Below are 26,430 nucleotides of genomic sequence, written 5' to 3' on the forward strand. Positions count from 1 at the left end.
TCCAGAACCCATTTTATTTTCAATTTATGATACTCTTGCTTCCTCTCACACGCCATGCAGTGATCGAACTCTTTGTCACAAATTAAACAAATGAATAACAACGAATTTCGCTCTATCCAAATCAAGCCGCTTGAATATCAATCAACTTTAGCTAAACAGCTGTTTTCTCATATTGAAAGCGTGCCGTGGGCAATGCTATTACGCTCTGCCTCAGAAAGCCACGTCGATAGTCGATACGACATTTTAGTTGCTCAACCCATCGCCACCTTCGAGACAATCGGTGCAAAAACGACCGTCAATGTTAATGAGACGTGCGAGGTTTCAGAGTCAGACCCTTTCGAACTACTCGACCAATATCAGCAGCAATTACTACCCGCAATCAGTGAGCACCCTGAACTGCCTTTCGTTGGTGGTGCTTTAGGGTATTTTAGTTACGATTTAGGGCGACGAGTAGAAGCTCTTCCCTCTCTTGCTAAGCGTGATATTTCTGCACCAGACATGGCGGTTGGATTGTATGAATGGGCTGTGATTGTTGATCATAAGCTTAAAGCTGCGTTCCTTGTTGGGCAAAACATTGATACCCATTGGGATTGGTTAACTCAACAACAATCGCCAAGCCAACAAGCAAAACAAGCAGAACGAACTCATCAGAAGTTTGGATTAACCACCCCATGGCAATCCAATATGACAGAACAAAGTTATGCCAATAAATTCGATAGCGTTCAAGAGTACTTGTTGTCGGGTGACTGTTATCAGATAAACCTTGCTCAGCGCTTCAATGCCCAATACCAAGGCAGTGAATGGCTCGCTTATGAAAAGTTAGAGAAATACAACTCAGCTCCATTCTCTGGTTTTATCCGTTTAGCAGGCTGCACCATTCTCAGTGTCTCACCTGAGCGTTTTTTAGAGCTCAATAGTGGCACCATTGAAACCAAGCCAATCAAAGGGACACGTCCTCGTTCTGAAAATTCCATGATTGATGACGCTAATGCTCAAGACCTGTTGAATGCTGAGAAAGATCAGGCAGAAAACCTGATGATCGTCGACCTGCTTCGTAATGATATTGGCCGAGTCGCAAAGCCGGGATCGGTTCATGTACCAAAGCTATTCGATATAGAGAGTTTCCCTGCTGTGCACCACTTAGTGAGCACGATAAGGGCAGAGCTTGATGTCCATCATTCAGCACATGACCTATTAAGGGCTTGCTTTCCCGGGGGGTCGATTACCGGCGCTCCAAAAGTTCGCGCGATGCAGATCATTGAGGAGCTAGAGCCTCATCGTCGCTCGGCGTATTGCGGTAGCATTGGTTATATCAGCCGTAATGGCAGAATGGACACCAGCATTACGATTCGTACCTTAGTGGCAGAAAACAATACGCTTTATGCTTGGGCTGGAGGAGGTGTAGTATTTGATAGTGATTGTGCTTCTGAGTACCAAGAGACTCTTGATAAGCTGAGTAGAATATTGCCTGTACTGGCTGATAGATAAATTTAATCTAGATTTATTAAGACGGGTTATTAAAAACAGCTAAAAAGCCAATCTGGAAAGTACTTTAATATTAAAAAAGCTAAGTGGGCAATCACCTACTTAGCTTTTCAATAACACTAGCCTAGAAGGTGTATGTTGTAGCCAAATAGAATGAGCCTAGTGTGTGAACGTTAGATAACTCTTTGTTCTTTTCATCTTTCACTTTGATATCAGCTGCTTCCCAATCAATACCTGCACGTAATGCTAGAGCTGGTGCAGCAGGAATTGCGTACTCTACGCCCACCCCCATTTTTATACCAGATACGGTTGATGACTTAGTCGCAAAGTATTTATTATTACCACTGTTTTCAATTTCTGAATTTAAAAAGCTATAACCTAAAAGTGCATAAGGTCGAAGACCAATATCGAACGTATAACCAACATTCGCAGCAACGCTAATTGAACTAAAATCTGTTGTGAATGCTTTTGAACTGCCTACTTTTGTTGTAGACGTTCCATATTTAGTATATTGGCCTTCGATACCAATAATACGGTTGATCTGATAACCGGCAATGAGTTTATAAGAAGGTGATTCAGTTTCAGTTGTTGTGGTTTTGCGAGTTATGGCCTTACCAAAACCACCATCATCAAGTTCAGTTGAACCAGCTCCTACTCCGATATAGAAACCATTTGGGTCTTTTTGTGCAGCCACTGCAGATAAAGGTGCAATTAGAGCAAGCGTCACTATCATTTTTTTCATATCGAATCCATTTTTATAGTTTTTCAAACCTCCTTAATATAATTAATAAAAGCGACCAATAAAGTAAGTGAACGTATAGCATTGTCAGCTCACTTGTTACATTGACAATATACTCAAGACATTAGAGACAAATCAATAACGTTGCATATTCACTCACTACAAAGGCAATGATATTTATTAGCCCCACTTATTCAGCATTATCACTAAGTCGTTAGCGGTATAGGGTTTACTCAATATATCGTCCATACCAGATTCAATACACAACTCTCGCTCTTCTTTTGTCGTACCAGCGGTTAATGCAATAATTGGTTGGCTATATCCTGAACTTCGCAGTTTCTTCGTCGCTTCAAAACCATCCATGACTGGCATCCGGCAATCCATAAACACAATGTCATACTCATTATTCGACGCTAATTCCAACCCTTCTATACCATTACCGGCAATCGCTGGCTCTATTTCGTATTTGCGTAGCATTTGTTGGATGATGATCTGGTTCATCTTAATATCATCAACCACCAGCACTTTAAGCAATGTCAATTCAACCTCAGACTCAAAACCTTTGGCGACACTATCGCGCTCAGCCAGTGTATCGACAACTTGAAGAGGGAGTGAAATGGTAAATGTCGTACCCGAACCAACAATACTGCTCACCTCAATGTCTCCCCTCATTAACGCAGCTAGCTTGCGACAAATTGCTAAACCAAGCCCTGTCCCTTCGTAATTTCGGCTACTTGAGTTATCCGCCTGTGTAAAAGGTTCAAACAGTGTCTTAATAGCAGATTGAGCAATACCAACGCCACTATCCTCAACAGAAAAAATAAATTGGTCGTTAAGCCATTTTATCTCTACGCTCACATGGCCTTGATCGGTGAATTTAATTGCATTGCCGATTAAGTTCACGAACAATTGAGTAATTCGCTCTAAGTCACCGTAGAAGTGACTGGGTACCCCATCGGTTACATTGACATCAAACTGGATCTGCTTTTCAATCGCTCGATTGGTAAAGATACTATCAATGGTATTTTTCAAATCTTGGAGTGCAAATGTCTTGGGAATTAATTCCAGCATACCCGCATTGATTTTACTGTAATCGAGAAGATCATTAATGATGGTTCTAAGAAACTCACCGGATTGGCTCAAGTTATTCACGATCTCACGTTGAGAACTGCTTAGTTCGGTGTCGCTTATCAACTCCGCACTACCAAGAAGACCATTGAGTGGGGTTCTCAATTCATGGTTAATCATGGCGACAAAGTCACGCGTTGCCCTTTCGGACTCTTCCGCTCGTTTACGTGATTCTATATTTCGGTTAATCGCAAGTTGATGAGTTAACGCACTGCAGATAAGGTCCGTCACTAACAACAGTTGGCTTTGGATGAATTCGTAGTCTTGATCTAACAACCTGACCTGAACGATTAACGCGCCCACAATCACTTTTTCGACCTCTAATGGCACGGTAAGCAAGCAACCTTGCCAATGAGGTTCTTGAATGTCTTTCTCTATTACCTCGACTGTTTCATCACCATAGTCATGGGTTTGTAACTGAGGGATTAGATTGGGGGGTAACACCAAGCGACTGGCTTCAATTAGATAACTGTTAGTTACACTCGCCGTCAATTGGGACAACATCACGTCATCGAGATCACTCCTCAGAAACGCGCGTCCGAAATCAATCAACAGGTTGTCGATTTGTTCTTGGAATTCGATCCGTCGAATATTCGCATTTGAACGCTTTTCTAATTGGCGCAACGCAAGTTCAAGCTGTTGATTGGCCTCAAACAGTTCGAGACTCTTTTGCTCCAACAAGGCTTCAGCCGCTTTCCGTGCTGCTATTTGACGTTTAAGTTTTTTCTCTTGGGCAGATGCCAGATCCATATCACTTTTCTACTTTGAGATTAAACCTAACCACACTTTGGTCATCATTCTGAGGTGTCATTTCTACCACGATGGTTTCACCATGATAGTCAGCACACCCCTCGATTAATCCCAAACAAACGTGAGACATACATCGTGCGCTTTTATAGTCAAAAACAAGTTGCGCTTCGGTCGTGGTGATAAAGCTAAATTTTGGAGGCTCAGCATCTGGGTAGAGCTTCTTCACTTCTACGTGAATGTAACGCTCTACGTGCTGAATAAATTGAAAAGTGGTGTTGCTATGGGCGAGGCTCGCTTTATTCGGTAATGAGGCCAGTAAGTTCTTAAAAACCGATTGTCCAAAAACACGTTGCAGGCTCGCTGCATCAATATCGGTTTTCTTACTCAAGTTTATAATCAATCGAACAAGATCTTTGTGGTCGTAACTTCCGACTGATGTGTAGATCCCTTCATCTTCTGACATCTCTAGAACTTCTTCCAAAAGCTCTAACCCAAACTTGTCTTCAACAAGCTCTAAAAATTCGGTGAATATGATTCCTTTCATTTCATACCTTTTCTTCTCTTTCTTTTTAGAATGGTCCACTAAGTCATTGTTATCAAATTCTTAAACAGAAAATGTACGTTTCATCACCCAATTTATGACATGGATAACGCTTACTAGTAGAAGTACACATATTCAAATATAGCAAAATCCGTCACTCTTAGAAGATTGGGAACATTTACCTTGAAAAACGCCGCTACCCAGTCCCTTCTTATTTCCAATTATTGCCGGTACTAACGGAGGAAAGTGAAGGCAAATTCGAAATTGGTAATCAACACACGGTTATGACTATACTTAAAATCATAATAATCAATATATTGGCTTTATATGAACAAAGATAACTTCCTTCAACAATTCCAGCTCAACTCTACCGTTGGCTATCACCCAGAATCCGTTGAGCGCGTTTCACATATCAATGACGATCAATTGCGTAAAGCAGCAGTGGTAGTCGGCTTAGTGGAACGAGAGGATGGTTTACATGTTATTTTTACGAAAAGAGCCGCTCATTTAAAACATCACCCTGGTCAAATCAGCTTTCCTGGAGGGAAACACGAACTCTCCGATCCTTCTATGCAATTCACCGCACTTAGAGAACTTCACGAAGAGGTCGGAATTCGATCGGATCAGGTTAAAATTGTTGGGCAATTACCTACTTTGAGTACCATTAGTAAATTTTTAGTTACACCGATTGTTGTAGTGGTCGATTCGGACTATAAACCCATCATCGATGAGAACGAAGTTGCTTCGATTTTTGAGGTGCCCGCCACCTATGTTTTAGACCAAGCCAAGTTACACAGCCACACTGTTAACTTAAAAAAAATCAAGCATCGTGTTTTTGCCATGCCCTTCCAAGAGCACCTAATTTGGGGCGTTACGGCTCAAATCATCCAATCACTGCAGCAACACGTAGTGCAACAAATTACATAGAAACTACGTTTTGTTTAATCCTTGTTAACAAACACAGCCTTTTCCATGGAACAGATTTATTAATCCAATTTTACGCAAACGTTTCCCTGGTATAATTCTGTACAACCCCGCCTTTCGCATAAGATAAACTAATAACACGCATGAGCATAAATCACCTGTGGCACGCTATTTTCGTGATCAAAAATCCGTTTTTCGCATATCATGTGACACGCCGTTTCATTACATGATTTAGATCTATTTTTTGTAGAAGAAAATTCTGCAGAATTAGCCCCGACTTATTTCCTGTTCCCAAAAAATGAGTAATTTAACATGAACACAACAACTTCTTCGGCAAATGCCGTTACAGATACAAGCAAGTTTAACTATAAAGATTTTACCTGGTGTCTATCACTATTCGGTACAGCAGTTGGCGCTGGTGTACTATTCCTTCCAATCAAAGCTGGTGCGGGTGGTTTTTGGCCACTAGTTATCCTAGCTTTAATCGCGGCACCAATGACTTGGTTCGCACACAAATCTCTAGCTCGTTTCGTACTGTCTTCTAAGAACCCAGAAGCAGATATTACAGACACAGTTGAAGAACACTTCGGTAAGACTGGCGCGAACCTTATTACTTTCGCTTACTTTTTCGCTATCTACCCAATCGTTCTTATCTACGGTGTTGGTATTACAAACACAGTTGACTCTTTCCTAGTAAACCAAATGGGCATGGAATCTATTCCTCGTCCTCTTCTTTCTGGTGCACTTATCCTTGCTATGACAGCAGGTGTTGTATTCGGTAAAGAGCTGATGCTTAAAGCAACTTCAGCAATGGTTTACCCACTAGTATTCATCCTACTAGCATTGTCTTTCTACCTAGTTCCTGATTGGAACACTTCAATGATGGAAACAAGCCCAGAATGGTCAGCAATGCCTTCTATTATCTGGCTTGCGATTCCAATCATCGTGTTCTCTTTCAACCACAGCCCAATCATTTCACAGTTCTCTAAAGAGCAACGTCGTGTGTACGGTGAAGACGCGGTTAAGAAAACTGACGCGATCACTGGTGGCGCAGCAATGATGCTGATGGGTTTTGTAATGTTCTTCGTTTTCTCTGTAGTACTTTCTCTATCTCCAGAGCAACTAGCAACAGCGCAATCTCAAAACATCTCTGTACTTTCTTACCTAGCTAACGTTCACGAGTCTCCACTTATCTCTTACATGGGTCCTCTAGTAGCGTTCGCAGCAATCACTTCTAGCTACTTCGGTCACTTCCTAGGTGCTCATGAAGGTCTTGTTGGTCTAATCAAGTCTCGCTCTGGTTCTTCAATCAGCACGATTGAGAAAGCTTCTCTAGCGTTCATCGTTGTTACAACTTGGATTGTTGCGGTAGTTAACCCAAGCATCCTAGGTATGATTGAAACAATGGGTGCTCCAATGATTGCAGCTATCCTGTTCCTAATGCCTGTATTCGCAATGAACAAAGTACCAGCTATGGCTAAGTACAAAACTTCAGCACCTGTGCAAATCTTTACAGCTTTATGTGGTCTAGCGGCTATTAGTTCTGTAATCTACGGCGCTCTTTAATCTCAAGCCCTTTTTATAAGATGACATTCATCTTATATGGCGAGGTTAGACAAAAAATATAATGATAATAAATGAGCCTCCCTACTCCCCTTGGGAGGCTCTCTTTTTGAGGTAATCGCTATGATTAGTGTATTTGATATCTATAAAATCGGTGTTGGTCCATCGAGCTCACATACAGTTGGACCAATGAAAGCGGGTAAAGAATTTATTGATGACCTACGTTCAATGGGAAAATTGCGCGACATCACTAAAATCACCGTGGACGTATATGGATCACTATCACTGACAGGGAAAGGTCACCACACAGATATCGCAATCATCATGGGTCTTGCTGGCAATACTCCTGAGCGTGTTGATATCGATTCTATTGCAGGCTTCATTGCTCGAGTAGAAGAAACTGAACGTCTACCTGTCGGTATGCACTGTCATACTGTTTCGTTCCCTCGCGACGGCGGAATGAACTTCCACACTAGCAACCTTTCTCTACACGAGAATGGCATGAGCATTCATGCTTGGGTTGATGACGAAGTCGCATATTCAAAAACGTATTACTCAATTGGTGGTGGTTTCATCGTTGACGAAGAGAACTTCGGCAAAGAAGAAGAAAACCCAATTAAAGCACCTTACGAATTCACAACAGCGGAAGAGCTGGTTAATCAGTGTAAAGAAAGTGGTCTTTCTATCAGTACACTGGTTATGAAAAACCAAGCGGCTTTCCACTCAGACGAAGAGTCTCGCACTTACTTCGCTAACATCTGGAAAACGATGCGTGAGTGTATGGATCGCGGTATGAATACTGAAGGTATCCTGCCTGGTCCACTGCGTGTACCTCGTCGTGCAGCAGCACTTCGCCAACAGCTGATCACGTCAGAAAAAACAACTAACGATCCAATGACGGTTGTTGACTGGGTGAACATGTTTGCTTTCGCAGTAAACGAAGAAAACGCAGCGGGCGGTCGTGTAGTAACGGCACCAACAAACGGCGCGTGTGGCATCATCCCTGCTGTATTGGCTTACTACGATAAGTTCATCCAAACAGTGACAGAGAAAGATTACATCCGTTACTTCGCAGCGTCTGGCGCGATCGGTGGTCTTTACAAGCGTAACGCTTCTATCTCTGGTGCTGAAGTTGGCTGTCAGGGTGAAGTTGGTGTGGCATGTTCTATGGCTGCTGCTGGTCTTGCTGAGCTTATGGGTGGTAGCCCAGAGCAAGTATGTATGGCTGCAGAAATCGGCATGGAGCACAACCTAGGTCTAACGTGTGACCCAGTTGCTGGCCAAGTACAAGTTCCATGTATCGAGCGTAACGGTATTGCAGCAGTTAAAGCAATCAACTCGACTCGTATGGCACTTCGTCGCTCTTCTGCTCCGACTGTTTCTCTAGATAAAGTTATCGAAACAATGCTAGAAACCGGTAAAGACATGAACGCTAAATACCGTGAGACTTCTCAAGGTGGTTTGGCAGTTAAGGTTGTTTGTTAATCATTTCTGAATTAATAAACCGATAATAAAAAAGGAACGCCGATGCGTTCCTTTTTTTGTATCTTAAGCTTTTGTCGCTAAAGCTTGGTGACTGATTGATTCAACCACTAAATTGTTTTGCTAAATCACTTGCGAGATAAGCAAGAAGCAACCGAACAACAATGAGAAAAGCATCATTGGTCGGCCACCTTCAGCGCTGTATCTATCTTCCGCTACTTTCATAAAGCGTTGCTTATGAACCATAACCAGAGGAACAAAAACAGCCAAGAACACTAAGATGATGCCTGCATAATTCAACACTTGTAGGAACTTATCTGCAGCAAGCAGTGAACCCGCCAGCGGCAAGATGAAACTAATGCAGTAAGTGACCGCTGTGTTTTGGTTAAACATGTCTCTGTTCTGGTTGAACAAAGACATCGCTACACCAAAGAAAGAGGTCAACAACGCCAAGCCAGTGAAGGTAGACAGAACGTTGCCCACCCAAGGAGACTGAGCCTCAAACGCCGCCATCAAATCTGATACGTTCTTGAAGCTTCTAAATTGCTCTTCACTCAAGTTACCAACCACAGCAAACAACCAGCACAGGTAGCACACTAATGGAATCAGAGAACCGACGATCACCATGTTACGCAGCTGTTTGTCTGTCGCTTCGTGGTTGTAAGAAACCAAGGTTGGAATCACAACCATAAAGCCAAAGCTTGTGAACAGGATTGCACTGGTTTTGATTAGATCGACGTGGTCATGACTGGTTACCTGCATCAAGTTTTCTTGCGTCATGCTTGGTGCTAAAAACACCATAGTTGCAAACAAGCTAGCAAGCATCACGAAGAACAAAGCACGGTTGAGTTTATCAATCACACCGGTGCCACTTGCGACGACAGCGCCAGCAAGTAACGTAAACACGACTTGGCTCGTGGTCGCGGTGAGTTCAACGCCAAAGTTAGACAGTAACTTACTCAGCAAGTCACCTGCGCCCAGAATGTAAGCCATCAATAGGCAAATCAATAACGCGTAAAGTAGGCCGTTGGTAATCAACTGACCTTGTTTGCCCAAGGTTTTTCGGGCAATTGAGTTTAATCCTAGACCGCCACCCGCTTTGATGGTCGCTTCTAGAAGTAGTAATGCTGCGTAAGTCGTACCGAAACAAATCAGTACCATAAGCAGTGTGCCGTAAAGCAATCCGAATTGAGCTAATACCATTGGGATCGCAAGCATACCAGCACCGAGAGCGGTACCAGCGATAATTAGGGAGCTACCCATCATTTTAATATTCATTGTTTTTAACTTATTTGTTTAGTTTTTATAGATGTGAGTCTTCGTTCATCGAGCGGATGACAAAGGAGTTCAGATAGAAATAAAGTTATAAAACGAATAACAATAGGAGCGATAAGCGGTAAAGAAGCGTGCAGAGACGTTGTCGAACAGGGCGTTCAAAGGGGAGCTTGTCTTAAAAGAGGTAAAACGAGAAGCGTGAGTAAGCATTAACTGATGTGGTGAACCTTCCGTAGGTTCAATAATCGGCGATGTAATCTTGAATTTCATGTATGTGTCCAATAAGTCACATTCCATAGTATTTGAAGCAGCGTATCCGTTGCTGCCCTACCTCTATCATAGAGGTCTTTTCATCTTATCGAATGAGCCTCGAAACACAACGCAATAACCACAATTTTTGCTATTAAATTGAACAAAATAGCCATTTGGATACAAATCGACCACCAAACCGCGTAAAACAATAATCATTATTAATAAAAAGCGGAACTATAAACACCCCACCCCATAAACAACAAAGCTTGTATAAAGAGCACCCAAACATATATGACAGCTACAAAAAAGGCGCTCTTGTAAGCGCCTTTCGTTCGATTATAGCTTTTAAGGCTATAACCTTGAAAGCTATAGTATTGAAGACTGTTGCCTTGATAGCTGTAACTTTGATAGCTGTATCTTTGAAATCTACAGCATCGAAACCTTATTCACCGCGGTAGATACAACCCGCTGTACATGTTTCTTTAATCTCAACCTTGCTCAAAAGTGGCAAGCTTGGTTTAAGTTCATTCCAGATCCACTTAGCCAATACTTCACTTGTCGGGTTTTCTAAACCTTCAATGTCGTTTAGGTAGTAGTGGTCTAAACGGTCGTAAATTGGTTTGAATACAGCTTTAATTTCAGAAAAGTCGATTACCCAACCTGTATGCGGGTCAACTTCGCCTTCTACGTACAAACGAACAAGAAAAGAGTGACCATGCAAACGACCGCACTTATGCCCTTCTGGCACGTGTGGAAGATGGTGGGCTGCTTCAAACATAAACTCTTTGTATAACTCAGTTCTCATTGTGTTTCTCAGGCTAAAAAAATGACACGCAATATTACGTAAAACCAATGCACACTACAAGTTCTATCACCACTGTACGGCCTTATTAGCTGCAAGGGTTCCCCTCAAAAGTTACCGTATCAGTGGTCAAAACGAGGTGCATATTCACATCATGAAAAGTGCTCGCATAGTTCATCAATAAACACCTTCACCTTACGCGGAGTATTCACTCTCTCACGGTAAAGTGCATAAACCGTTCTCTCTTTAAGCGTGTACTGCGATAGGATTTCCACAATTGCGCCAGACTCTACATCTTCTTCGGCTAATTGCCTTGGCAGCATTGCAATACCATAGCCAAAACGAACCGCGACCTTTACTGCTTGCACGCTGTTTACCGTGAGTGTTGGCTTAAGATTTACATCATGGAAATACCCACCAAACTCAAACCTCCACACACCATCATTCTTAAGGTTTGGATCTTCAATTATGGTGTGATTAGCTAAATCAATTGGCGTTGTAATCTCTGTATTATTTTCTAGGTATTTAGGTGAAGCACAAACCAAGTTCTGATTTACAAAGATAGTGCGCGCGATCATGCCTAAGTCTTTCGAAACTAAATCACCAGAACGAATCGCAATGTCATAACCAACCGTCGCGAGATCTTGAACACCATCTGAAAGCATGAGATTGAACGCCACATCTGGGTATTTGTTTGAAAATTTCAAAATGAAGGGCATCAACATGATCTCAGTGAGACCTTTAGGCGCCATAACACTCAAAGAGCCAACCATTTCTGAACTATCAAACCTCAAAGAATCATTTAAATCTTCAATGCCGTCGACCAACCCATGAGCCTCATTAAAATAGCGACGACCAACCTCAGTTAAGGACAGTGACTTGGTAGAGCGATTCAATAAGCGAGTATTTAGGTAAGCCTCAAGCTCTCTTACATGGCGACTAACTAAAGACTTCGACACTCCGATCTTCTTAGCCGCACCTGTAAAACTGCCCTCCTCAACAGTCACAATAAATGACTTAATAGACGTTAATACGTTCATGAACTCACCCCACTGTTTACATATTGTCGACAGACTATCTACAAAATGGGCTCTACTCAAGGCAGTAACGTTCCATTAGATTGTTGGCACTCAACAAACATAAGGATAGAAACTATGACAAGCAAACAAGTTCAGGTTGTAAAAGACTACTTTAAGCATTGTGTAGACGGTAAACAAACTCACCGTATTGGCGAATATTTCGCTGAAAATACGATGATCCATAGACCTGATTGCAATAAGATAATTAACGGCCTCTCTGAGTTCGAAGCCATGTTAAAAGTTCACGTTACTGAACGATATGAATCACTGGAAACGACGTTTCAAAAAATCGTAGAAGACGGCCATCAAGTTGTTGTTGCGCTCACTCACAGAGCTAAAGGTGCTGATGAGTGGAAAGGCTACCAACTGAATGGAAAAAACGTTACTTGGACTAGCCTTACTTACTTCCGATTCAATGATGAAGGCAAAGTTGTCGAGGAGATTGTTGAACGCAATGAGCTAAGCATGGCACTTCAACTGGGCTTAAACCTAACTAGTTAAAAGCTCACTGGAATGATACTGACTCAGCAGTTAAGCCAGATTGAATAATACGAAGAAGGCATCTATCAGGTGCCTTTTAGAAAGTAATTTTTATTTAAGTTATGTACGTTTATTGGGCTTTAATACCCTTCAAATTTAGCGATAAACTCCCATCCATTCGCCCAAAGAACATCATTACAAACCCGCTACATCACAGAAACATAACCACAACCGGAGTGTGGTCACACAATCGGTTATACCCCATAGGTGGTAGAGCCGCTTACACGTAAAGTATGCATGTCATTATACTTAATAAAAACAAACACCTTATGCGCTCAACAATCACCTTTAAAATCCTAGTGGCCCTCGCCATCGTGTTCACTTTTCTATTAGCAATATCGACCTACTTTCAATATTCGCAGCAAAAGCAACTTGTAAACTCAGTGTTAAGTGAGCAACTTCACGATAAAGCGAGCAACTATTTCGATAGCCTCAATATGATGATGCTCACTGGCACCATGGCACAAAAAGAGACCCTTCGTCAGAAAGCCTTAGCTCAAGAAGGCATTGAAAATGTTCGTGTATTGCGTGCTGATGCGGTAAGTAAATTATACGGTCCTGGCAATGGCAACCAAACACCTGTGGATGATATTGATAAACGAGCGCTAGCGGGTGAAACCGTTATCAAACCCTTTTCTGCCGATTGGGGAAAAGGCTTGGTTATTGCTCTGCCAATGATGTCGAGCGAGAACTATCGCGGCACCAATTGTGTGGCATGTCATATGGCGCCAGAAGGGGAAGTATTAGGTGCAATTCGACTTGAATATAACCTTAACCATGTCAACTCGCTGATCAATACTCAAACCATGGCTGCTATAGGCATTATGGCGGTTATCTCCTTCGCCGGGTTTGTTCTTACGATGGGATTAATTCGTAAGATTATCGTTCGCCCTCTTCAACAGACTTCGCGGTTTATGACCCAAGTAAGCAGCGATAAAAACCTGTCCACTCGTTTGCCCGAACAAAGTAAAGATGAGATTGGCACGCTGGCTAACGCCATCAACTCGTTCATGGGAACCGTTTCTAACAGCTTAGAAAAGGTACAAGATACTTCGCACAAACTGAATGCGTCAGCCAATCAACTGACTAGCGTTGCTCAAATTACCGAGCAAGCCGCCAGCGATCAACAAAACGAAACCACAGAAGTGCAAAACAATGTCGAAGGAATACAAGCACAACAGGTCAATGTAGAACAAGCCACTTTAACCGCGTCAGAACTCATCAATCACACCTCAGATGTGGCTTGTAAGAGTGCTAACCAAGCACATGATGCAAGTAGTGAGATTAAGAATCTAGTGAGCAGTATCGAAGAAGTGAAACACAAGATACAAACACTTAATGAGCAAACTGGAGAAGTCTCTTCAATATTGAGTGTGATTCGTGGCATTGCCGACCAAACCAACCTTCTAGCCTTGAATGCAGCGATTGAAGCGGCCCGTGCGGGAGAACAAGGTCGCGGCTTTGCCGTAGTGGCAGATGAAGTTCGTAATCTTGCATCACGAACGGCAGAGGCTACTGGCAGTATTGAGTCTATCATTCATCAGTTCCAACAAGGCAGTGAAGAATCGCTGAATTCTGCTGACCGCGTTTGCGAACAAGCACATCAAAGCTCGACAGATATCGACGCACTGTCCGTTGAGATGAACGGTGTCGTTGAAGAGATGAAACAAGTGTTAGCTCATGCACAAAATATTCAGCAACAGACGCAATCCACCACACAAGCAACCCAAGATGTGCAACAAAAAGTTGAAACCATCACTTCTCACGCCGACAACACATCGCAGTCTGCAGCTGAAACTCGTGGAATCAGTAATGATTTAGAAGAGCTGTCGGATCACCTTGAATCTCTTATCAACCAATTCACCTTATCGAACTCAAATACCAACGATAAAGGTCAGTCATAGGCCGTTAGAACTCCCCTAGCGACATCAACAAAAAAGCGCTCAAAGATGAGCGCTTTATCTTCATAACAATGTCTAGTTCAGGCTTTAAGATTTTAAGAGCACCTTAAACCACGATTAGTGCGTAATGGAAACCGCGGTTAAATCTTTATGCTTGTGGTACATCGCGTGCTTGAATATCAGATTCGCACTCACGGTATCCATTCCTGCGACCTCTACATAAGCACCCTTTTTTCGGAACTTAAACACGACCTTATCAAGCGCCTCAACCGACGTGTTATCTAGGAACGATGCATCCGATATATCGATCGTCACTAAAGACGTGGCCTTGTCATAGTCAAATAGATCGACAAACGCATCTGAAGAAGCAAAAAAGACATGGCCTTTTACTCGATGGGTGGTGTGCAGTTCGTTAGTCACCACTTCATCAGATATAAAGACCATCGACTTGCTGGCATGCGCATAAAACAAAGCTGACAACACCACGCCAACTGCAACACCTATCGCGAGATTGTGCGTAAACACCACCACCGCTACGGTCGCTAGCATCGTCACATTAGTAGGGAGCGTGTGATCTTTAAGTTCAACAACAGAACGCCATGAAAACGTGCCAATTGAAACCATGATCATCACAGATACTAAAGCCGCCATCGGTATCAGCTTCAACCAATCAGAAACAAACACCACCATTAGCAACAAAACAACCCCAGCGATCATACTAGATAATCGGGTTAAGCCACCTGATTTGATGTTAATGATCGACTGACCGATCATCGCACACCCCGCCATACCACCAAATAGTGAGGCAACGATGTTCGCTACTCCCTGCCCTTTACACTCATTGTTTTTATTGCTTTCAGTATCGGTCAGATCATCGACTATGGTCGCTGTCATCAAAGATTCCAGTAAGCCAACCAGAGATAGAGCGATAGAATATGGCAGGATGGTTGCAAGCGTATCGAACGTGAATGGGATATTAGGAATCAAGAATACCGGCAGTGAATCCGGAAGCTTGCCCATATCGCCAATCGTTCTCACATCTAATCCGAACAACAAACTAATGATTGTCAGGGCAACAATAGCGACCAATGGAGAAGGTATTGCACGACCAAACTTGGGAAAATATGGAAGCAAGTAGATGATCGCCAAACCCAAAGCGACTAACACGTAAACACTTGAAGGAACGTTGATCAACTCAGGAAACTGGGCCATGAAAATGAGAATCGCGAGCGCGTTAACAAATCCAGTAATCACCGATTTGGAAACGAAATTCATTAGGTTACCAAGCTTAAGATACCCGGCTGCGATTTGAATGACGCCAGCTAAAAATGAAGCAGCGAGTAGATATTCTAGTCCGTGATCTCTCACCAAGGTGACCATTAATAGCGCCATAGCGCCTGTTGCACCGGAAATCATCCCCGGACGACTGCCAACCAAAGCCGTGACGACACAAATACAGAACGAGGCATAGAGCCCTACTTTAGGGTCGACGCCTGCAATAATTGAAAATGCGATGGCTTCAGGGATTAATGCGAGAGCAACGACAATCCCAGATAATGAATCTCCTTTAACGTTTGATAACCAATGTTTTTTAAAATAATTAAGCATGTAATTCTCTTTTACTTATACAGCCAGTCCTGCCTTGTTCAGACATAATTTGATCAACTGTTTTTCTTGAATGAGCGAGCGCTCGAAAAGTGCGGGTGTAGAGAGAATTCAGGGGTTAAGGCGGCGTAATTAACACGTGAACATTAAACTCCTCTAGTGGGTTATTGTTTAGTAGAACGAAGTCAACACCTGTGCTTTGTTTTTGTGGCGTTTGTCTTACACAGGTCAGAATGGCTGACAATATAGAGTGAGTGCTACTTTAATCACACGACCAATCTTGCAAACAAAGGTTTCATATATTGACGCTTCCTGAACAAACCAAAACTGTTTATGCCCTTCAGTCCCGTCGTTTGAACTACTCTAATTACAGCAGTTCAACAAGTAATGAAAACCCTTAACCATTCGCACTAGTCCACTTCCCTAGTTCTCTACAATCAACAATCACAAGGAAAAATCGAACAAAAAATACACCCTCAAACACATTTATTGTCAGTACACACAATATTTCTTTCACCAAGCAAGAATAAAGGTTGAAGCTGTCTGTATGACAGGTAATATGTTCAATCGATTTAAAAAGTTTATACAACTTAATGTTTCGGCTAATTATTGTGCAAATGTATGTTTATTTGCAGCAATGCCAGAGACTTTGAGTTGAATTTGTCCCTCAATGGAGAATGAAATCAACATGACTTACGCGCCTGTAACAGACGTACTTGGCGGCAAGCTAGCGGTAGACAGTGAAGTAACTATTCGCGGCTGGATCCGTTCACGTCGTGATTCCAAAGCTGGAATCTCTTTCCTTGCCATTTATGACGGCTCTTGTTTCGACCCGATTCAGGCCGTGGTTCCTAATAATCTTAATAATTACGAAGACGAAGTATTAAAGCTAACTACTGGCTGCTCTGTTGAAGTAACAGGTAAGATTGTTGAGTCTCCTGCGAAAGGTCAAGACTTCGAACTAGCAGCAACTGACGTTAAAGTTGTAGGCTGGGTTGAAGACGCTGACACTTACCCAATGGCTAAGACACGTCACTCTATCGAATACCTTCGTGAAGTTGCTCACCTACGCCCACGTACAAACGTGATTGGCGCAGTAGCACGTGTACGTAACTGTCTATCTCAAGCGATTCACCGTTTCTACCACGAGCAAGGTTTCTTCTGGACTTCAGCTCCGCTTATCACTGCATCTGATGCAGAAGGCGCTGGTGAAATGTTCCGCGTATCTACGCTAGACATGGAAAACCTACCTCGCACTGACGAAGGCAAAGTTGACTTCAACGAAGATTTCTTCGGTAAAGAAACTTTCCTAACAGTATCTGGCCAACTTAATGCTGAAGCTTACGCTTGTGCACTAAGCAAGGTTTACACGTTCGGTCCTACGTTCCGTGCTGAAAACTCAAACACAAGCCGCCACCTAGCTGAGTTCTGGATGGTTGAGCCTGAGGTTGCGTTTGCAGACCTTGACGATGTAGCGAAACTGGCTGAAGACATGCTTAAGTACGTTTTCGCTGCTGTTCTTGAAGAGCGCCGCGATGACCTTGAGTTCTTCGCTTCTCGCATCGACAAGCAAGCAATCACTCGTCTAGAGCAATTCGTAGACGCTGATTTCGCACAAGTTGACTACACTGACGCAATCCAAATCCTACTAGACTCTGGTAAGAAATTTGAATTCGACGTTGAGTGGGGCATCGACATGTCTTCAGAGCATGAGCGTTATCTAGCTGAAGAGCACTTCAAAGCACCTGTTATCGTTAAGAACTACCCGAAAGACATCAAAGCTTTCTACATGCGTTTAAACGACGACGGCAAAACAGTTGCAGCAATGGACGTACTTGCACCAGGCATCGGTGAAATCATCGGTGGTGCACAACGTGAAGAGCGTCTAGACATTCTAGACGAGCGTATGATTGCTATGGGTATCGACCCTGAGCACATGAGCTGGTACCGCGACCTACGTAAATACGGCACAGTGCCTCACGCTGGCTTCGGTCTTGGCTTTGAGCGTCTAGTGTCTTACGTAACAGGTATGGGCAACGTTCGTGACGTTATCCCGTTCCCACGTACACCACGCTCTGCTAACTTCTAATCTCAGCTTTCTTCTTTCAGAGAAGTCAGTATAGATAGATAATTAAATAGATAAAAACCTCCGTATATACGGAGGTTTTTTTATTCCCCGAGATTATTTCCGTTACCCACAACCTCCCTTCCCCACCCACAAATTCTCCTGCGTATTCTCGATTCAAAAGCGGTTAGACGCGAAGATAACAAATCAACAAATCAAAATCATATAGTTAAGCACTGTAATTTTATGTAATGAACACCTGACAAAGTCATACAGTATTGATGTCCTGTATAAATTATTCTTCTTACTAATTAATTTGTGAATATAAATTTTTAGGGACCCCAATGAAAACAAGCATTTTATCTGCAGCTCTACTAATCACTTTAACTGGATGTGGCGGAGGAGGCTCATCGACTCCCGCGAAAAAACCAACAGTTAAGCCAACGCAAAAGCCAGTGGTATTTATCTCTAAATGTTCGCAACCCTTACAAGGGGATACAGCCTTAACCTTCAAGATTAAGGGTACAATAGCGAGTGTCAATGGCGTTGCATGTAGTGGTAGCCCCAAAGCATTTGACGATATGATCAAAGCTCACCCGAATACAAAAACGCTGAACTTCATCGATATGGGTGGCTCTATGAATGATGATGCCAACATTCAACTAGCGTACAAAGTAAGAGCGAAAAAATTAAACACGTACATTAGCTCTATTGGACATGTCGCTTCGGGGGGAACTGACCTTTTCGCTGCGGGTGTGAAAAGAACGATTGAACCAGGTGCTCGATTAGGCGTTCACTCATGGGCACAAGGGTCTTTACAAGGGGCTTCATTGCCTGTTGGTCATAGTGAGCATAAACCCTACATTGATTATTATAAAAAGATGGGATTACCAGATCCGATCGGCTTCTACTGGTTTACACTGAAAGCTGCTCCGGCTCAAGGAATGCATTATATGACTCCTGCTGAAGTATCTAAGTATGGTTTGGCGTCTGTAATGACGGGGGTTACAAAAGACCTACGAGCAAATTACACTCCTAAAAACAGCCTTTTGAACAACAACCTGTTAGACGTTGTTAGTGATAGTCTGAAAGCTGTAGCCGTTGAAAACCACGTAAGAAGCAGTGTCTATGTGCTCGACCATGTCTCCACACTTCTATTTAAGCATTTCAATGTATCAAATAGAGACGAGTTAATCACTTACATAAAGCTCAATGGGAAACTCGACCCCGTAACGAAATCTTACGTCTTCGCAGCCACGTCAGACAAACCTGCGACGATCTATAACTCAAACAAAGATGTAATTCATTCATCTTACAGCTCCAATAGTAAGTATAAGATCCAAGCTAAACCTTTAATTGAAACTGGCTTGACGATACAAGACTATGGCGTCGAAGACACAACAACAAGTGTTCAAGTCGTATTAAATAGAAGTGATGTCAAAGTTACCGTAGGAAGTGAAGAGTTTTCTCTAACCAAAGCCTCTTCAACAAATAAAATAAACCATTGCAAAATGGATAGCGCAGCGAATTCATCAGGTCACTTAGTAACGATTGCAAACTGTACAGAAAGCCGCCTTCAAGGTGACGTGGTACAATTGGTGAATTACAAGCGAACGACAAAAACACCCTTAATTGGTGGAACTCCCTCAGTAAAGAACTCCATTACTAAGACCGAGAACTTTGAATTCAATGCTAAGCAAAGTACGCTAATTACTAAGTAATTTTACAATGTGTAAAAAAAGCCCTACTTAACATAAGTAGGGCTTCATCTTTATTTATTCTGCTTAAGTTTCATTTAAGCTGTCCAGACTAAATTAGTCAGCCTTGCGTACCAAAAAGTGATCGAGCATAATTTTTTCACCTGTACTTTGAAGAGGCTTGAATTCAATGACTAACTGATCGCCTTTCTGTTCAAATGCATTCACTTTCAAAAACAGACTTTCTTTGTCCGCTTTAATGTTATGAGCGACCTGACGACCATTAACAAACACATCAAATGCAGGCGCTTTAGAATTTACAGGTATCACTGTTTCAAAAGTGTACTTTTCCCCTTCTATCGCATAAGCGGTGTTATAAATACCACCATCCGCCGTCCAGTAAGTCGCATTGAAGTCCATACTTCCCGCTTTCCAGTAGCTGTAAAACGCGTGAAGATCTTCAATGTCATTCTGGGTCGTCGGTGTCCATTTTACATCAGCAAGATTTACAGGTTTCGTATAGCTAAAACCATGCTCTTGCATGTCACTTTGTAAGGAATCCAATCTTCCCAAAACATCATCGAAGGTATCTTGCCAACCAAGCTCACCATAATATTGAAGCCCTATCTCCCCAATAATATAAAACTCACCATCTCTCTCAATCGTGATACCAGAGCCTGAATCCCCATGGATAATTAACCACTGCAAGTTACTTTGAGGCATGATCACTGGGTCATATTTGTACTCAGCTAACCATTTTTTGTCTGTGTCGTTGTACTTAACAAACTTTTTGCCACCATTACGTCCGTTATAGTTGCCAAAGCCAACGCTATTTACTTCATAGACTTCTGAATGATCAAACATCCCTTTCTCGGGCAACTTCGCCGGCTTGATACCGGTGATAGGCGTATCTAAGCGCACCAAAGCGAAGTCGTAAATACCATCGGTAAATTCATACTCCCCCCACTCACCATCAGGGTCAGTAGTCGCACGTGACGTATGAACAACATTGTACTTACCATTCTTATCTTTTTCATAAGAAGAACAAGTTACCGCATTTTCATATCCTTCACTTTTTGAACCTGACACATGATTTGCTGTGATAACCCAATACGGGTCGATTAAAGTGGCCGACCCTGCATTCATGTGGCAAGCAAAATCAAATTGAGTTTGTAAGGCAAACGCTTTGTGTTGAGTAACCGAGCGATCCATCTTGCCTATGCCCGCCTGCGCTGAAAAAGTAGCAACGATCGCTGATGCCAAAATAATTTTTTTCATGTTACTGAGCCTCTATCAATTGGATAGCTTCAATAGCGTGGTAACCCTGTCTAGCTTCAAAGTCGAACTGTCTATGTTGACGTGTATAAGTGATTTCGACGATATCATCAGGAGATTGGGATTCGAAAACTATCGTATTTTTGACACTGGTCATGTGAAAGGAGATATCATTTTTAATAGTGATACATTGCTTTTTAACACATGCGGTTACATCAGCAGAAGAGAGCCAATTGTGTGTATAAAGCTCTACAGAAAATCGCCCGCCTTTACCTGGCTGAACGTCAAAAGAGAAACCACTAGTGCCGACAAGTAAACCAGAGAAAGCTAGCTCTTGGTTGTAATCTGTAGAATCACCACCCTGCCAGTAATAACGGTTACCAATTGCGTTTTTGGTCTCTGAATTAACAACTTGTCGTAATTCACCAATAACATTTACGTCACTAATTAAGGTACTATTGGGTTTGTCTTTTCTTTGATGCTCTCCATATAAGAAAACCCAATCTAAGCCATTTAAGTCAACGTCTCTTGCGTAACGATACTTGCCATCATTAAGTTCATAACCGATGAACTCACTAGCGATCGACAAAGTATCTGTACCAATTTCTGAAACATTACTTAATTTATTTAAATCGACCTCAATCTCACTGGCCGCTGCATTAGTTGTTAGTAATGCCAACATGCAGAGGTTCAATTTTGCACATTTTAATCTCATATTTTCGCCTCAGTATTAGTTCCAAGTAATTGTAGGCTAAAGATAAGTTGAAAATGTAAGGTGCTGTAAGGGCTTTGTTCATCACGATTCAAACCTCACCGACTGATAGCTGGCACGAATAACCATAAACCCAACCATACCAATAGTTAATGATGATAAATTGCGTTTGCCAAGCTTTTGACTAAAGGTGATTTACTTTCCAAGTAGTGATTAGATACTCCTTACATGTGCTTACAACAGGTATGGATAATAATTGTATTTCATCAAGGATTTCTATTTCACGACGATAACAGCGATGCCTACGCAATTCCGTTTCATGTATACAACGAAAAAGCCCCACCAAATCATGGAGGGGCTCTGAAAGATCATTTTTGTGTACTCAAAAACTTAGTCGACATCTTGGTCGATAGCGTATTTTATCGCGAGACCGCAGATTGCCATCATAACGAATGGGATTGCGGCAGTCGTGTATTCTGCCCATGCCATATCAGCGAATGCTTTTGCCAGTAGTACGTGGCCGAGGATTAACAGAAGTGCACACACAATAGCAACGATAATCAACTTAACTTCGTTACCCATAGTCATTTTCAACATAACGGTATCTCCAATATTTGGTCTATCGATATTGAATCACAACTCGCTGGTCAAGAAGGCGTACAGTTGCATCGGAATCAGTCCGTACAGTTGGAATCATTGTCTTTTTTATGAGTGACTTACGGTTTTACGAGTGCGTAAGTTGACGCGCAAGCTTACCAAGTAAGATCAGCGCTTGCTCTTTCTCTGCTGTGAGTTCATAAGAGAAGTTCAATCTAATCGCGTTGTCTACTCTGCCCAACTCGCTAAAGAGGTCTCCAGAGGCGACGCTAATGCCTTGAGCAATCGCTAACTGATGGAATTGTTGACTGTCGAATTTGGCAGAAAAACGAATCCATACAAAGTAGCCACCAGCTGGGTCTTCTATCTCGATGGAATGTGGGAAATATTGCTTAATGACCTCTATAAATCGCTTTTTTCTCATTAGAAGATTTTTACGCAATTTACGAAGGTGATTGTCGTAGCTTTCGTGTGTCAAGAAGTGCGCGACACCAAGCTGCACAGGAGCACTACTCGACAGCGTAGAAAGAAGCTGAAGTTTTTGAATCGCATCGTTAAAACGCGAACTCACCACCCAACCAACACGATAGCCAGGGCATAAACTCTTAGAGTAAGAGCCGCATAGCAACACTAAGTCTGTTTTATCAAATGCTTTTAGCGGTTTAGGTTTATGCCCTTCGAAATATAGGTCGCCGTAAACATCATCTTCGATAATATAAGTCTTGTATTGTTCAGCAACCTCAACCACTCGGCGCTTCGCATCTTCAGACAAACTTGTCCCTGTCGGGTTTTGAAACGTCGTCATCAGCCAACACGCTTTCACATCCTGGTTTTGTAGTGCGCTTTCAAACTGCTCAATATTCAATCCATTGATTGGACAAACATCCACTTCGATAGGGTTGAGTCCTAACCTCTCGACAGCTTGCAGAGCACCATAGAAAGCAGGAGATTCAATCACAACGTAGTCACCGGACTTGGTTACAGTTTGAAGGCTCAAGTTAAGCGCTTCCATAGCACCAGAAGTAATCACGATATCTTGATGGTTGACGGTAATACCTTGCTGCAGGTAACGTTGAGCGATTTGTCTTCTTAGGGACTCACTGCCCGGTGGCAGATTATTGATCACACTAGCACCTGTCATCTTCCTTCCCGCACTGGCGAGGTTTCGAGTCAAGCTAGGCAAAGGGAAAAGGTCAGGATCTGGGAATGCTGATCCAAAAGGAATAACCCCCTCTGCCGAACTCGATTTCAAAAAGTCGAATAAGCGATCATTAATGGCTTTCTTTTTGTGTACTAACGGCAGTTCATAATCAACGCCGTCCACACGTGGTGCAACAAAGTAGCCCGACTGAGGCTTAGCGATGATCCACCCTTCGCTTTCTAACAATTGGTAGGCTTGTAAGACAGTACTATTGCTGACGCTGTAATTGCGACAACTCATGCGGACGGAAGGGATCTTTTCTCCTGAACGCCACGTGTTGTTCGCTATCTGAGTTCGAATATCCTTTGCAAGCTCTTCATAACGCGCCATCTAATTGTACTACCTAGAGAAATTCTAATAAGCCTGAGATTTTATCACTAACGTTAACAACTATTGCTGCTATCCATATGATTGAGCCTAATTTCTATAATAGTGTGAATTGGTTCACAGATAACTTTGTATGCTTTGCTAAGTTTGTAACCAAGGCGAGAGCCAAGTTCGTTCTACGCCTCTATAATTTGATGTAATCCAAAAAACATGCGAGATAAAAATGAAAAAAATAGAAGCAGACCAGTTAAGTTATAAAGGAGAGTCAAACGGTGTTCATAGTTGGACAACACCGAGTGGCCAGCCATATTACTGGCACCCAGACTGGCTCCATATCGCTGAAGATGCAACAGGCTCACATCCAAAGCAGGAGATCGACGTCGATCAAGACCAAGCACCAACTGAGAAACACGCGGTGTCTGCTATTCTGAAACACCTAAACCAATGGGCATCAGACAAACTAGCATCTCACCCAGACATTGAAACCAACTCAATTGAATCTGAAATCAATCTGAAAAAGTAATTTGATTAGAGGTAAGTAGTCGTCAATCACTCTCGACTTTACTCAAATATATCGACTGAATAGTCTCGTATTTCAACCGGGACTATTCAAGTGTCTTCATAAAAACTGCCGTAATAACACCCATCTAGCTAACAATTATCTAACACAAACCAATTTTTTGTATCATTCAACAAAAGCTATCGATAGAATCCCCGACCTTATTCACACTCGCTATACTAGCCATACATACCTACCAACCTCGTGAATTAATACACAAAATACGTATTCGTAAACTTAGGAATAGTTGCGAGACCTTAAGATGAAAATGAACAAAGGCTTATCGATGGATACTTCAAATTACAATCAATCGCTAACGACTCAATTATACGTCATCGCTGGCGTGCTATTTGGCACCTACGGCAGTCGGGTATGCCCGATGCTCGAAAGCTTAACGACGTTAGAAATTTTCACCCAAGTCAGTAGTGTCTTTATCTTATTGTGGCTAGCGCGTCATTATTTGCTATCGCAGCACACCTTAGTCAAACAAGGTCGATTTGCACAACTCGATACTATGTTGTTCTTTGCCGCGAGTATTCCTTTCGCGCTCTACTACAACCTAAGCTACGACTTCACGATAGACAGTAACTTGAAAGTGCTGTTCGGCATGAGCCTATTTGGTTTCTTTACCGGTACCATTCTTCAACTGAAAGCGAAGCTTAGCCAAATAGATGAAATGGAGATGACTGGGCAATTTGACTTCCACCTGATAGGTGAAAGAAGTTCACTGGTTAAACAAATGATTGGTTTGGTCATCGTGCTTCTGGTAACACTGACCACCATGCTGACTATGGTGGCCGTCAAAGACATCTTCTGGCTAGAACACAACCCCGGCCGTTTGCTAGATGGTACGGGCAAGATCAGCGTGATCAAAGAGTTCATTTATTTGGCGGTTGTACTAGGTGGATACGCGATAACCATCATGACTCTATGGAGCCAGCTGATTAGACGTATTCTTCTAAGCCAAGAGCACGCATTAAGTAAAGTAACTAATGGTGAGCCAGGCGTTCGCTTACCTATATTTAGCTACAACGAGCTTGGGTCAATAGCATCTATGACCAATACCATGCTTGATAGCCTCGAAAACGCTCAAGACGAAGTAAAAACCACACGTGACGTCGCGATTGTTAGCTTATCTGCACTAGCTGAATCTCGAGACAATGAAACTGGCGCCCATATTTTACGAACTCAAGAATACGTAAAGGTACTCGCACTGGAGCTCAGCAAATCTGAAGCTCACGCGACCTTATTAACACCCAACTATATCGAGCTGCTTTATAAATCTGCCCCACTGCATGATGTAGGTAAGGTTGGAGTACCTGACAGTGTGCTGCTAAAACCGGGCAAACTGACGGATGAAGAGTTTGAGATAATGAAAGGTCACCCTGCTATTGGCGCCGAAGCGTTATCTATTGCAGAAAAGCAATTGGGAAGCAGTTCTTTCTTAAGAGTCGCGAAAGAGATTTCTCTCACTCACCACGAGAAATGGAATGGCAGCGGTTATCCAAATCAGTTGTCTGGTGAAGAGATCCCATTATCCGGTCGCTTAATGGCATTGGCCGATGTTTATGACGCATTAATATCGAAGCGAGTCTACAAGCCAGCCTTTACTCATGAGCAAGCGAAACAGATTATCTTGGAGGGCAATGGGACCCATTTTGACCCGCAAGTTGTCCAAGCTTTTCTGGCCGTCGAACAAGAGTTCGTTTCAATTGCCGCGACCTACAAGGATGGAAAAAACATGCAAAGTGAACTTGAACGAGAAAGCTTTGTTGCTCAACCTGATTAGTCTTTTCGAAAACCACTAACTATACAGGCTCCGACTATACAGGTTACAGTAAGTTATGGGGTGTTATACAGGCTACAATAGTTATATAGGTTAGGCCGCAGAGTGATTTTTTGAGTCAGCTTCATTCGAGTATTAAGTTAAA

At 42.5% G+C, this 26,430-nt stretch carries 22 protein-coding genes; 10 read left to right on the forward strand and 12 right to left on the reverse strand.

Features of this window, described 5'->3' with window-relative positions:
- Nucleotides 1-90: 90 nt before the first annotated feature.
- A complete protein-coding gene (gene pabB, locus MED222_RS11120; protein ID WP_032555218.1) occupies nucleotides 91-1,488 on the forward strand; it encodes an aminodeoxychorismate synthase component I in 1,398 nt (465 codons plus the stop codon).
- Between the two features lie 121 nt (nucleotides 1,489-1,609).
- Here the strand turns inward: pabB and MED222_RS11115 are convergent, their stop codons facing one another.
- The 3 genes from MED222_RS11115 to MED222_RS11105 all read right to left on the reverse strand — a co-directional run bounded on the left by MED222_RS11115 (nucleotide 1,610) and on the right by MED222_RS11105 (nucleotide 4,646).
- Nucleotides 1,610-2,254 (reverse strand): porin family protein, encoded by a 645-nt coding sequence (locus MED222_RS11115; protein WP_012604211.1) that lies wholly within the window; start codon nucleotides 2,252-2,254, stop codon nucleotides 1,610-1,612.
- A gap of 150 nt (nucleotides 2,255-2,404) precedes the next feature.
- Nucleotides 2,405-4,102, reverse strand: a complete 1,698-nt coding sequence (locus MED222_RS11110; RefSeq protein ID WP_009847032.1) for an ATP-binding protein — start codon at nucleotides 4,100-4,102, stop codon at nucleotides 2,405-2,407.
- Nucleotide 4,103: 1 nt separating this feature from the next.
- On the reverse strand, nucleotides 4,104-4,646 hold the full coding sequence (locus MED222_RS11105) for a heme NO-binding domain-containing protein (protein ID WP_009847033.1): 543 nt from the start codon (nucleotides 4,644-4,646) through the stop codon (nucleotides 4,104-4,106).
- Between the two features lie 324 nt (nucleotides 4,647-4,970).
- Here MED222_RS11105 and MED222_RS11100 point away from each other — a divergent pair, with 324 nt between their 5' ends.
- The 3 genes from MED222_RS11100 to MED222_RS11090 all read left to right on the forward strand — a co-directional run bounded on the left by MED222_RS11100 (nucleotide 4,971) and on the right by MED222_RS11090 (nucleotide 8,615).
- Nucleotides 4,971-5,570, forward strand: coding sequence for a CoA pyrophosphatase (locus MED222_RS11100; RefSeq protein ID WP_009847034.1), 600 nt, complete (start codon nucleotides 4,971-4,973; stop codon nucleotides 5,568-5,570).
- A gap of 309 nt (nucleotides 5,571-5,879) precedes the next feature.
- Nucleotides 5,880-7,133 carry an aromatic amino acid transport family protein gene (locus tag MED222_RS11095; protein WP_009847035.1) on the forward strand — a complete coding sequence of 418 codons (1,254 nt, stop codon included), beginning with the start codon at nucleotides 5,880-5,882 and terminating at the stop codon, nucleotides 7,131-7,133.
- Between the two features lie 120 nt (nucleotides 7,134-7,253).
- Entirely contained in the window at nucleotides 7,254-8,615 is a 1,362-nt protein-coding gene (locus tag MED222_RS11090; RefSeq protein ID WP_009847036.1) for an L-serine ammonia-lyase, read from the forward strand.
- 120 nt (nucleotides 8,616-8,735) lie between these two features.
- Here MED222_RS11090 and MED222_RS11085 read toward each other — a convergent pair whose 3' ends face one another.
- The 4 genes from MED222_RS11085 to MED222_RS11075 form a co-directional block, all read right to left on the reverse strand.
- Nucleotides 8,736-9,878 (reverse strand): amino acid permease, encoded by a 1,143-nt coding sequence (locus MED222_RS11085; RefSeq protein WP_009847037.1) that lies wholly within the window; start codon nucleotides 9,876-9,878, stop codon nucleotides 8,736-8,738.
- A gap of 81 nt (nucleotides 9,879-9,959) precedes the next feature.
- Nucleotides 9,960-10,157: a hypothetical protein gene (locus tag MED222_RS22325; RefSeq protein WP_048611631.1), complete on the reverse strand. Its 198-nt coding sequence runs from the start codon at nucleotides 10,155-10,157 to the stop codon at nucleotides 9,960-9,962.
- 424 nt (nucleotides 10,158-10,581) lie between these two features.
- Nucleotides 10,582-10,944, reverse strand: coding sequence for a 6-carboxytetrahydropterin synthase QueD (gene queD / locus MED222_RS11080; RefSeq protein ID WP_009847038.1), 363 nt, complete (start codon nucleotides 10,942-10,944; stop codon nucleotides 10,582-10,584).
- Between the two features lie 149 nt (nucleotides 10,945-11,093).
- A complete protein-coding gene (locus MED222_RS11075; RefSeq protein WP_009847039.1) occupies nucleotides 11,094-11,981 on the reverse strand; it encodes a LysR family transcriptional regulator in 888 nt (295 codons plus the stop codon).
- Nucleotides 11,982-12,095: 114 nt separating this feature from the next.
- On the opposite strand from MED222_RS11075, the gene MED222_RS11070 reads away from it, so the two are divergent.
- Together MED222_RS11070 and MED222_RS11065 are read left to right on the forward strand one after the other, a co-directional pair.
- Complete coding sequence (locus MED222_RS11070) at nucleotides 12,096-12,521, forward strand: ester cyclase (RefSeq protein ID WP_009847040.1); 426 nt, start codon at nucleotides 12,096-12,098, stop codon at nucleotides 12,519-12,521.
- Between the two features lie 308 nt (nucleotides 12,522-12,829).
- Complete coding sequence (locus MED222_RS11065; RefSeq protein WP_009847041.1) at nucleotides 12,830-14,464, forward strand: methyl-accepting chemotaxis protein; 1,635 nt, start codon at nucleotides 12,830-12,832, stop codon at nucleotides 14,462-14,464.
- A 114-nt stretch (nucleotides 14,465-14,578) separates the two neighbouring features.
- On the opposite strand, the gene MED222_RS11060 is transcribed toward MED222_RS11065, so the two are convergent.
- The gene (locus MED222_RS11060) at nucleotides 14,579-16,069 is read right to left on the reverse strand and encodes a SulP family inorganic anion transporter (RefSeq protein ID WP_009847042.1); all 1,491 of its coding nucleotides are present in this window, start codon (nucleotides 16,067-16,069) and stop codon (nucleotides 14,579-14,581) included.
- 685 nt (nucleotides 16,070-16,754) lie between these two features.
- Here MED222_RS11060 and asnS point away from each other — a divergent pair.
- Together asnS and MED222_RS11050 are read left to right on the forward strand one after the other, a co-directional pair.
- Nucleotides 16,755-18,155, forward strand: coding sequence for an asparagine--tRNA ligase (gene asnS, locus MED222_RS11055; protein WP_009847043.1), 1,401 nt, complete (start codon nucleotides 16,755-16,757; stop codon nucleotides 18,153-18,155).
- Nucleotides 18,156-18,475: 320 nt separating this feature from the next.
- Nucleotides 18,476-19,852, forward strand: coding sequence for a hypothetical protein (locus MED222_RS11050; protein WP_009847044.1), 1,377 nt, complete (start codon nucleotides 18,476-18,478; stop codon nucleotides 19,850-19,852).
- Nucleotides 19,853-19,945: 93 nt separating this feature from the next.
- Here the strand turns inward: MED222_RS11050 and MED222_RS11045 are convergent, their stop codons facing one another.
- From MED222_RS11045 to MED222_RS11030, 4 genes are all read right to left on the reverse strand, one after another.
- Complete coding sequence (locus MED222_RS11045; RefSeq protein WP_009847045.1) at nucleotides 19,946-21,106, reverse strand: trypsin-like serine peptidase; 1,161 nt, start codon at nucleotides 21,104-21,106, stop codon at nucleotides 19,946-19,948.
- A gap of 1 nt (nucleotide 21,107) precedes the next feature.
- Nucleotides 21,108-21,785, reverse strand: a complete 678-nt coding sequence (locus tag MED222_RS11040) for a hypothetical protein (protein WP_009847046.1) — start codon at nucleotides 21,783-21,785, stop codon at nucleotides 21,108-21,110.
- Between the two features lie 420 nt (nucleotides 21,786-22,205).
- Entirely contained in the window at nucleotides 22,206-22,412 is a 207-nt protein-coding gene (locus tag MED222_RS11035) for a hypothetical protein (RefSeq protein ID WP_004734707.1), read from the reverse strand.
- 127 nt (nucleotides 22,413-22,539) lie between these two features.
- The gene (locus tag MED222_RS11030) at nucleotides 22,540-23,943 is read right to left on the reverse strand and encodes an aminotransferase-like domain-containing protein (protein ID WP_009847047.1); all 1,404 of its coding nucleotides are present in this window, start codon (nucleotides 23,941-23,943) and stop codon (nucleotides 22,540-22,542) included.
- Between the two features lie 220 nt (nucleotides 23,944-24,163).
- Here MED222_RS11030 and MED222_RS11025 point away from each other — a divergent pair, with 220 nt between their 5' ends.
- Together MED222_RS11025 and MED222_RS11020 are read left to right on the forward strand one after the other, a co-directional pair.
- Complete coding sequence (locus tag MED222_RS11025; RefSeq protein ID WP_009847048.1) at nucleotides 24,164-24,463, forward strand: hypothetical protein; 300 nt, start codon at nucleotides 24,164-24,166, stop codon at nucleotides 24,461-24,463.
- A gap of 298 nt (nucleotides 24,464-24,761) precedes the next feature.
- Complete coding sequence (locus MED222_RS11020; protein WP_009847049.1) at nucleotides 24,762-26,288, forward strand: HD-GYP domain-containing protein; 1,527 nt, start codon at nucleotides 24,762-24,764, stop codon at nucleotides 26,286-26,288.
- Nucleotides 26,289-26,430 lie beyond the last annotated feature (142 nt).

It is taken from the genome of Vibrio sp. MED222 (genome assembly GCF_000153005.1).
Taxonomy (GTDB): domain Bacteria; phylum Pseudomonadota; class Gammaproteobacteria; order Enterobacterales; family Vibrionaceae; genus Vibrio; species Vibrio tasmaniensis_A.

What these genes read in the sequence shown, in the direction of transcription:
- pabB (WP_032555218.1), top strand. Translation starts at nt 91, where the DNA reads ATGAATAACAACGAATTTCGCTCTATCCAAATCAAGCCGCTTGAATAT.
- MED222_RS11110 (WP_009847032.1), bottom strand. Translation starts at nt 4,102, where the DNA reads ATGGATCTGGCATCTGCCCAAGAGAAAAAACTTAAACGTCAAATAGCA.
- MED222_RS11105 (WP_009847033.1), bottom strand. Translation starts at nt 4,646, where the DNA reads ATGAAAGGAATCATATTCACCGAATTTTTAGAGCTTGTTGAAGACAAG.
- MED222_RS11100 (WP_009847034.1), top strand. Translation starts at nt 4,971, where the DNA reads ATGAACAAAGATAACTTCCTTCAACAATTCCAGCTCAACTCTACCGTT.
- MED222_RS11095 (WP_009847035.1), top strand. Translation starts at nt 5,880, where the DNA reads ATGAACACAACAACTTCTTCGGCAAATGCCGTTACAGATACAAGCAAG.
- MED222_RS11090 (WP_009847036.1), top strand. Translation starts at nt 7,254, where the DNA reads ATGATTAGTGTATTTGATATCTATAAAATCGGTGTTGGTCCATCGAGC.
- MED222_RS11085 (WP_009847037.1), bottom strand. Translation starts at nt 9,878, where the DNA reads ATGATGGGTAGCTCCCTAATTATCGCTGGTACCGCTCTCGGTGCTGGT.
- MED222_RS22325 (WP_048611631.1), bottom strand. Translation starts at nt 10,157, where the DNA reads ATGAAATTCAAGATTACATCGCCGATTATTGAACCTACGGAAGGTTCA.
- queD (WP_009847038.1), bottom strand. Translation starts at nt 10,944, where the DNA reads ATGAGAACTGAGTTATACAAAGAGTTTATGTTTGAAGCAGCCCACCAT.
- MED222_RS11075 (WP_009847039.1), bottom strand. Translation starts at nt 11,981, where the DNA reads ATGAACGTATTAACGTCTATTAAGTCATTTATTGTGACTGTTGAGGAG.
- MED222_RS11070 (WP_009847040.1), top strand. Translation starts at nt 12,096, where the DNA reads ATGACAAGCAAACAAGTTCAGGTTGTAAAAGACTACTTTAAGCATTGT.
- MED222_RS11065 (WP_009847041.1), top strand. Translation starts at nt 12,830, where the DNA reads ATGCGCTCAACAATCACCTTTAAAATCCTAGTGGCCCTCGCCATCGTG.
- MED222_RS11060 (WP_009847042.1), bottom strand. Translation starts at nt 16,069, where the DNA reads ATGCTTAATTATTTTAAAAAACATTGGTTATCAAACGTTAAAGGAGAT.
- asnS (WP_009847043.1), top strand. Translation starts at nt 16,755, where the DNA reads ATGACTTACGCGCCTGTAACAGACGTACTTGGCGGCAAGCTAGCGGTA.
- MED222_RS11050 (WP_009847044.1), top strand. Translation starts at nt 18,476, where the DNA reads ATGAAAACAAGCATTTTATCTGCAGCTCTACTAATCACTTTAACTGGA.
- MED222_RS11045 (WP_009847045.1), bottom strand. Translation starts at nt 21,106, where the DNA reads ATGAAAAAAATTATTTTGGCATCAGCGATCGTTGCTACTTTTTCAGCG.
- MED222_RS11040 (WP_009847046.1), bottom strand. Translation starts at nt 21,785, where the DNA reads ATGTTGGCATTACTAACAACTAATGCAGCGGCCAGTGAGATTGAGGTC.
- MED222_RS11035 (WP_004734707.1), bottom strand. Translation starts at nt 22,412, where the DNA reads ATGTTGAAAATGACTATGGGTAACGAAGTTAAGTTGATTATCGTTGCT.
- MED222_RS11030 (WP_009847047.1), bottom strand. Translation starts at nt 23,943, where the DNA reads ATGGCGCGTTATGAAGAGCTTGCAAAGGATATTCGAACTCAGATAGCG.
- MED222_RS11025 (WP_009847048.1), top strand. Translation starts at nt 24,164, where the DNA reads ATGAAAAAAATAGAAGCAGACCAGTTAAGTTATAAAGGAGAGTCAAAC.
- MED222_RS11020 (WP_009847049.1), top strand. Translation starts at nt 24,762, where the DNA reads ATGAAAATGAACAAAGGCTTATCGATGGATACTTCAAATTACAATCAA.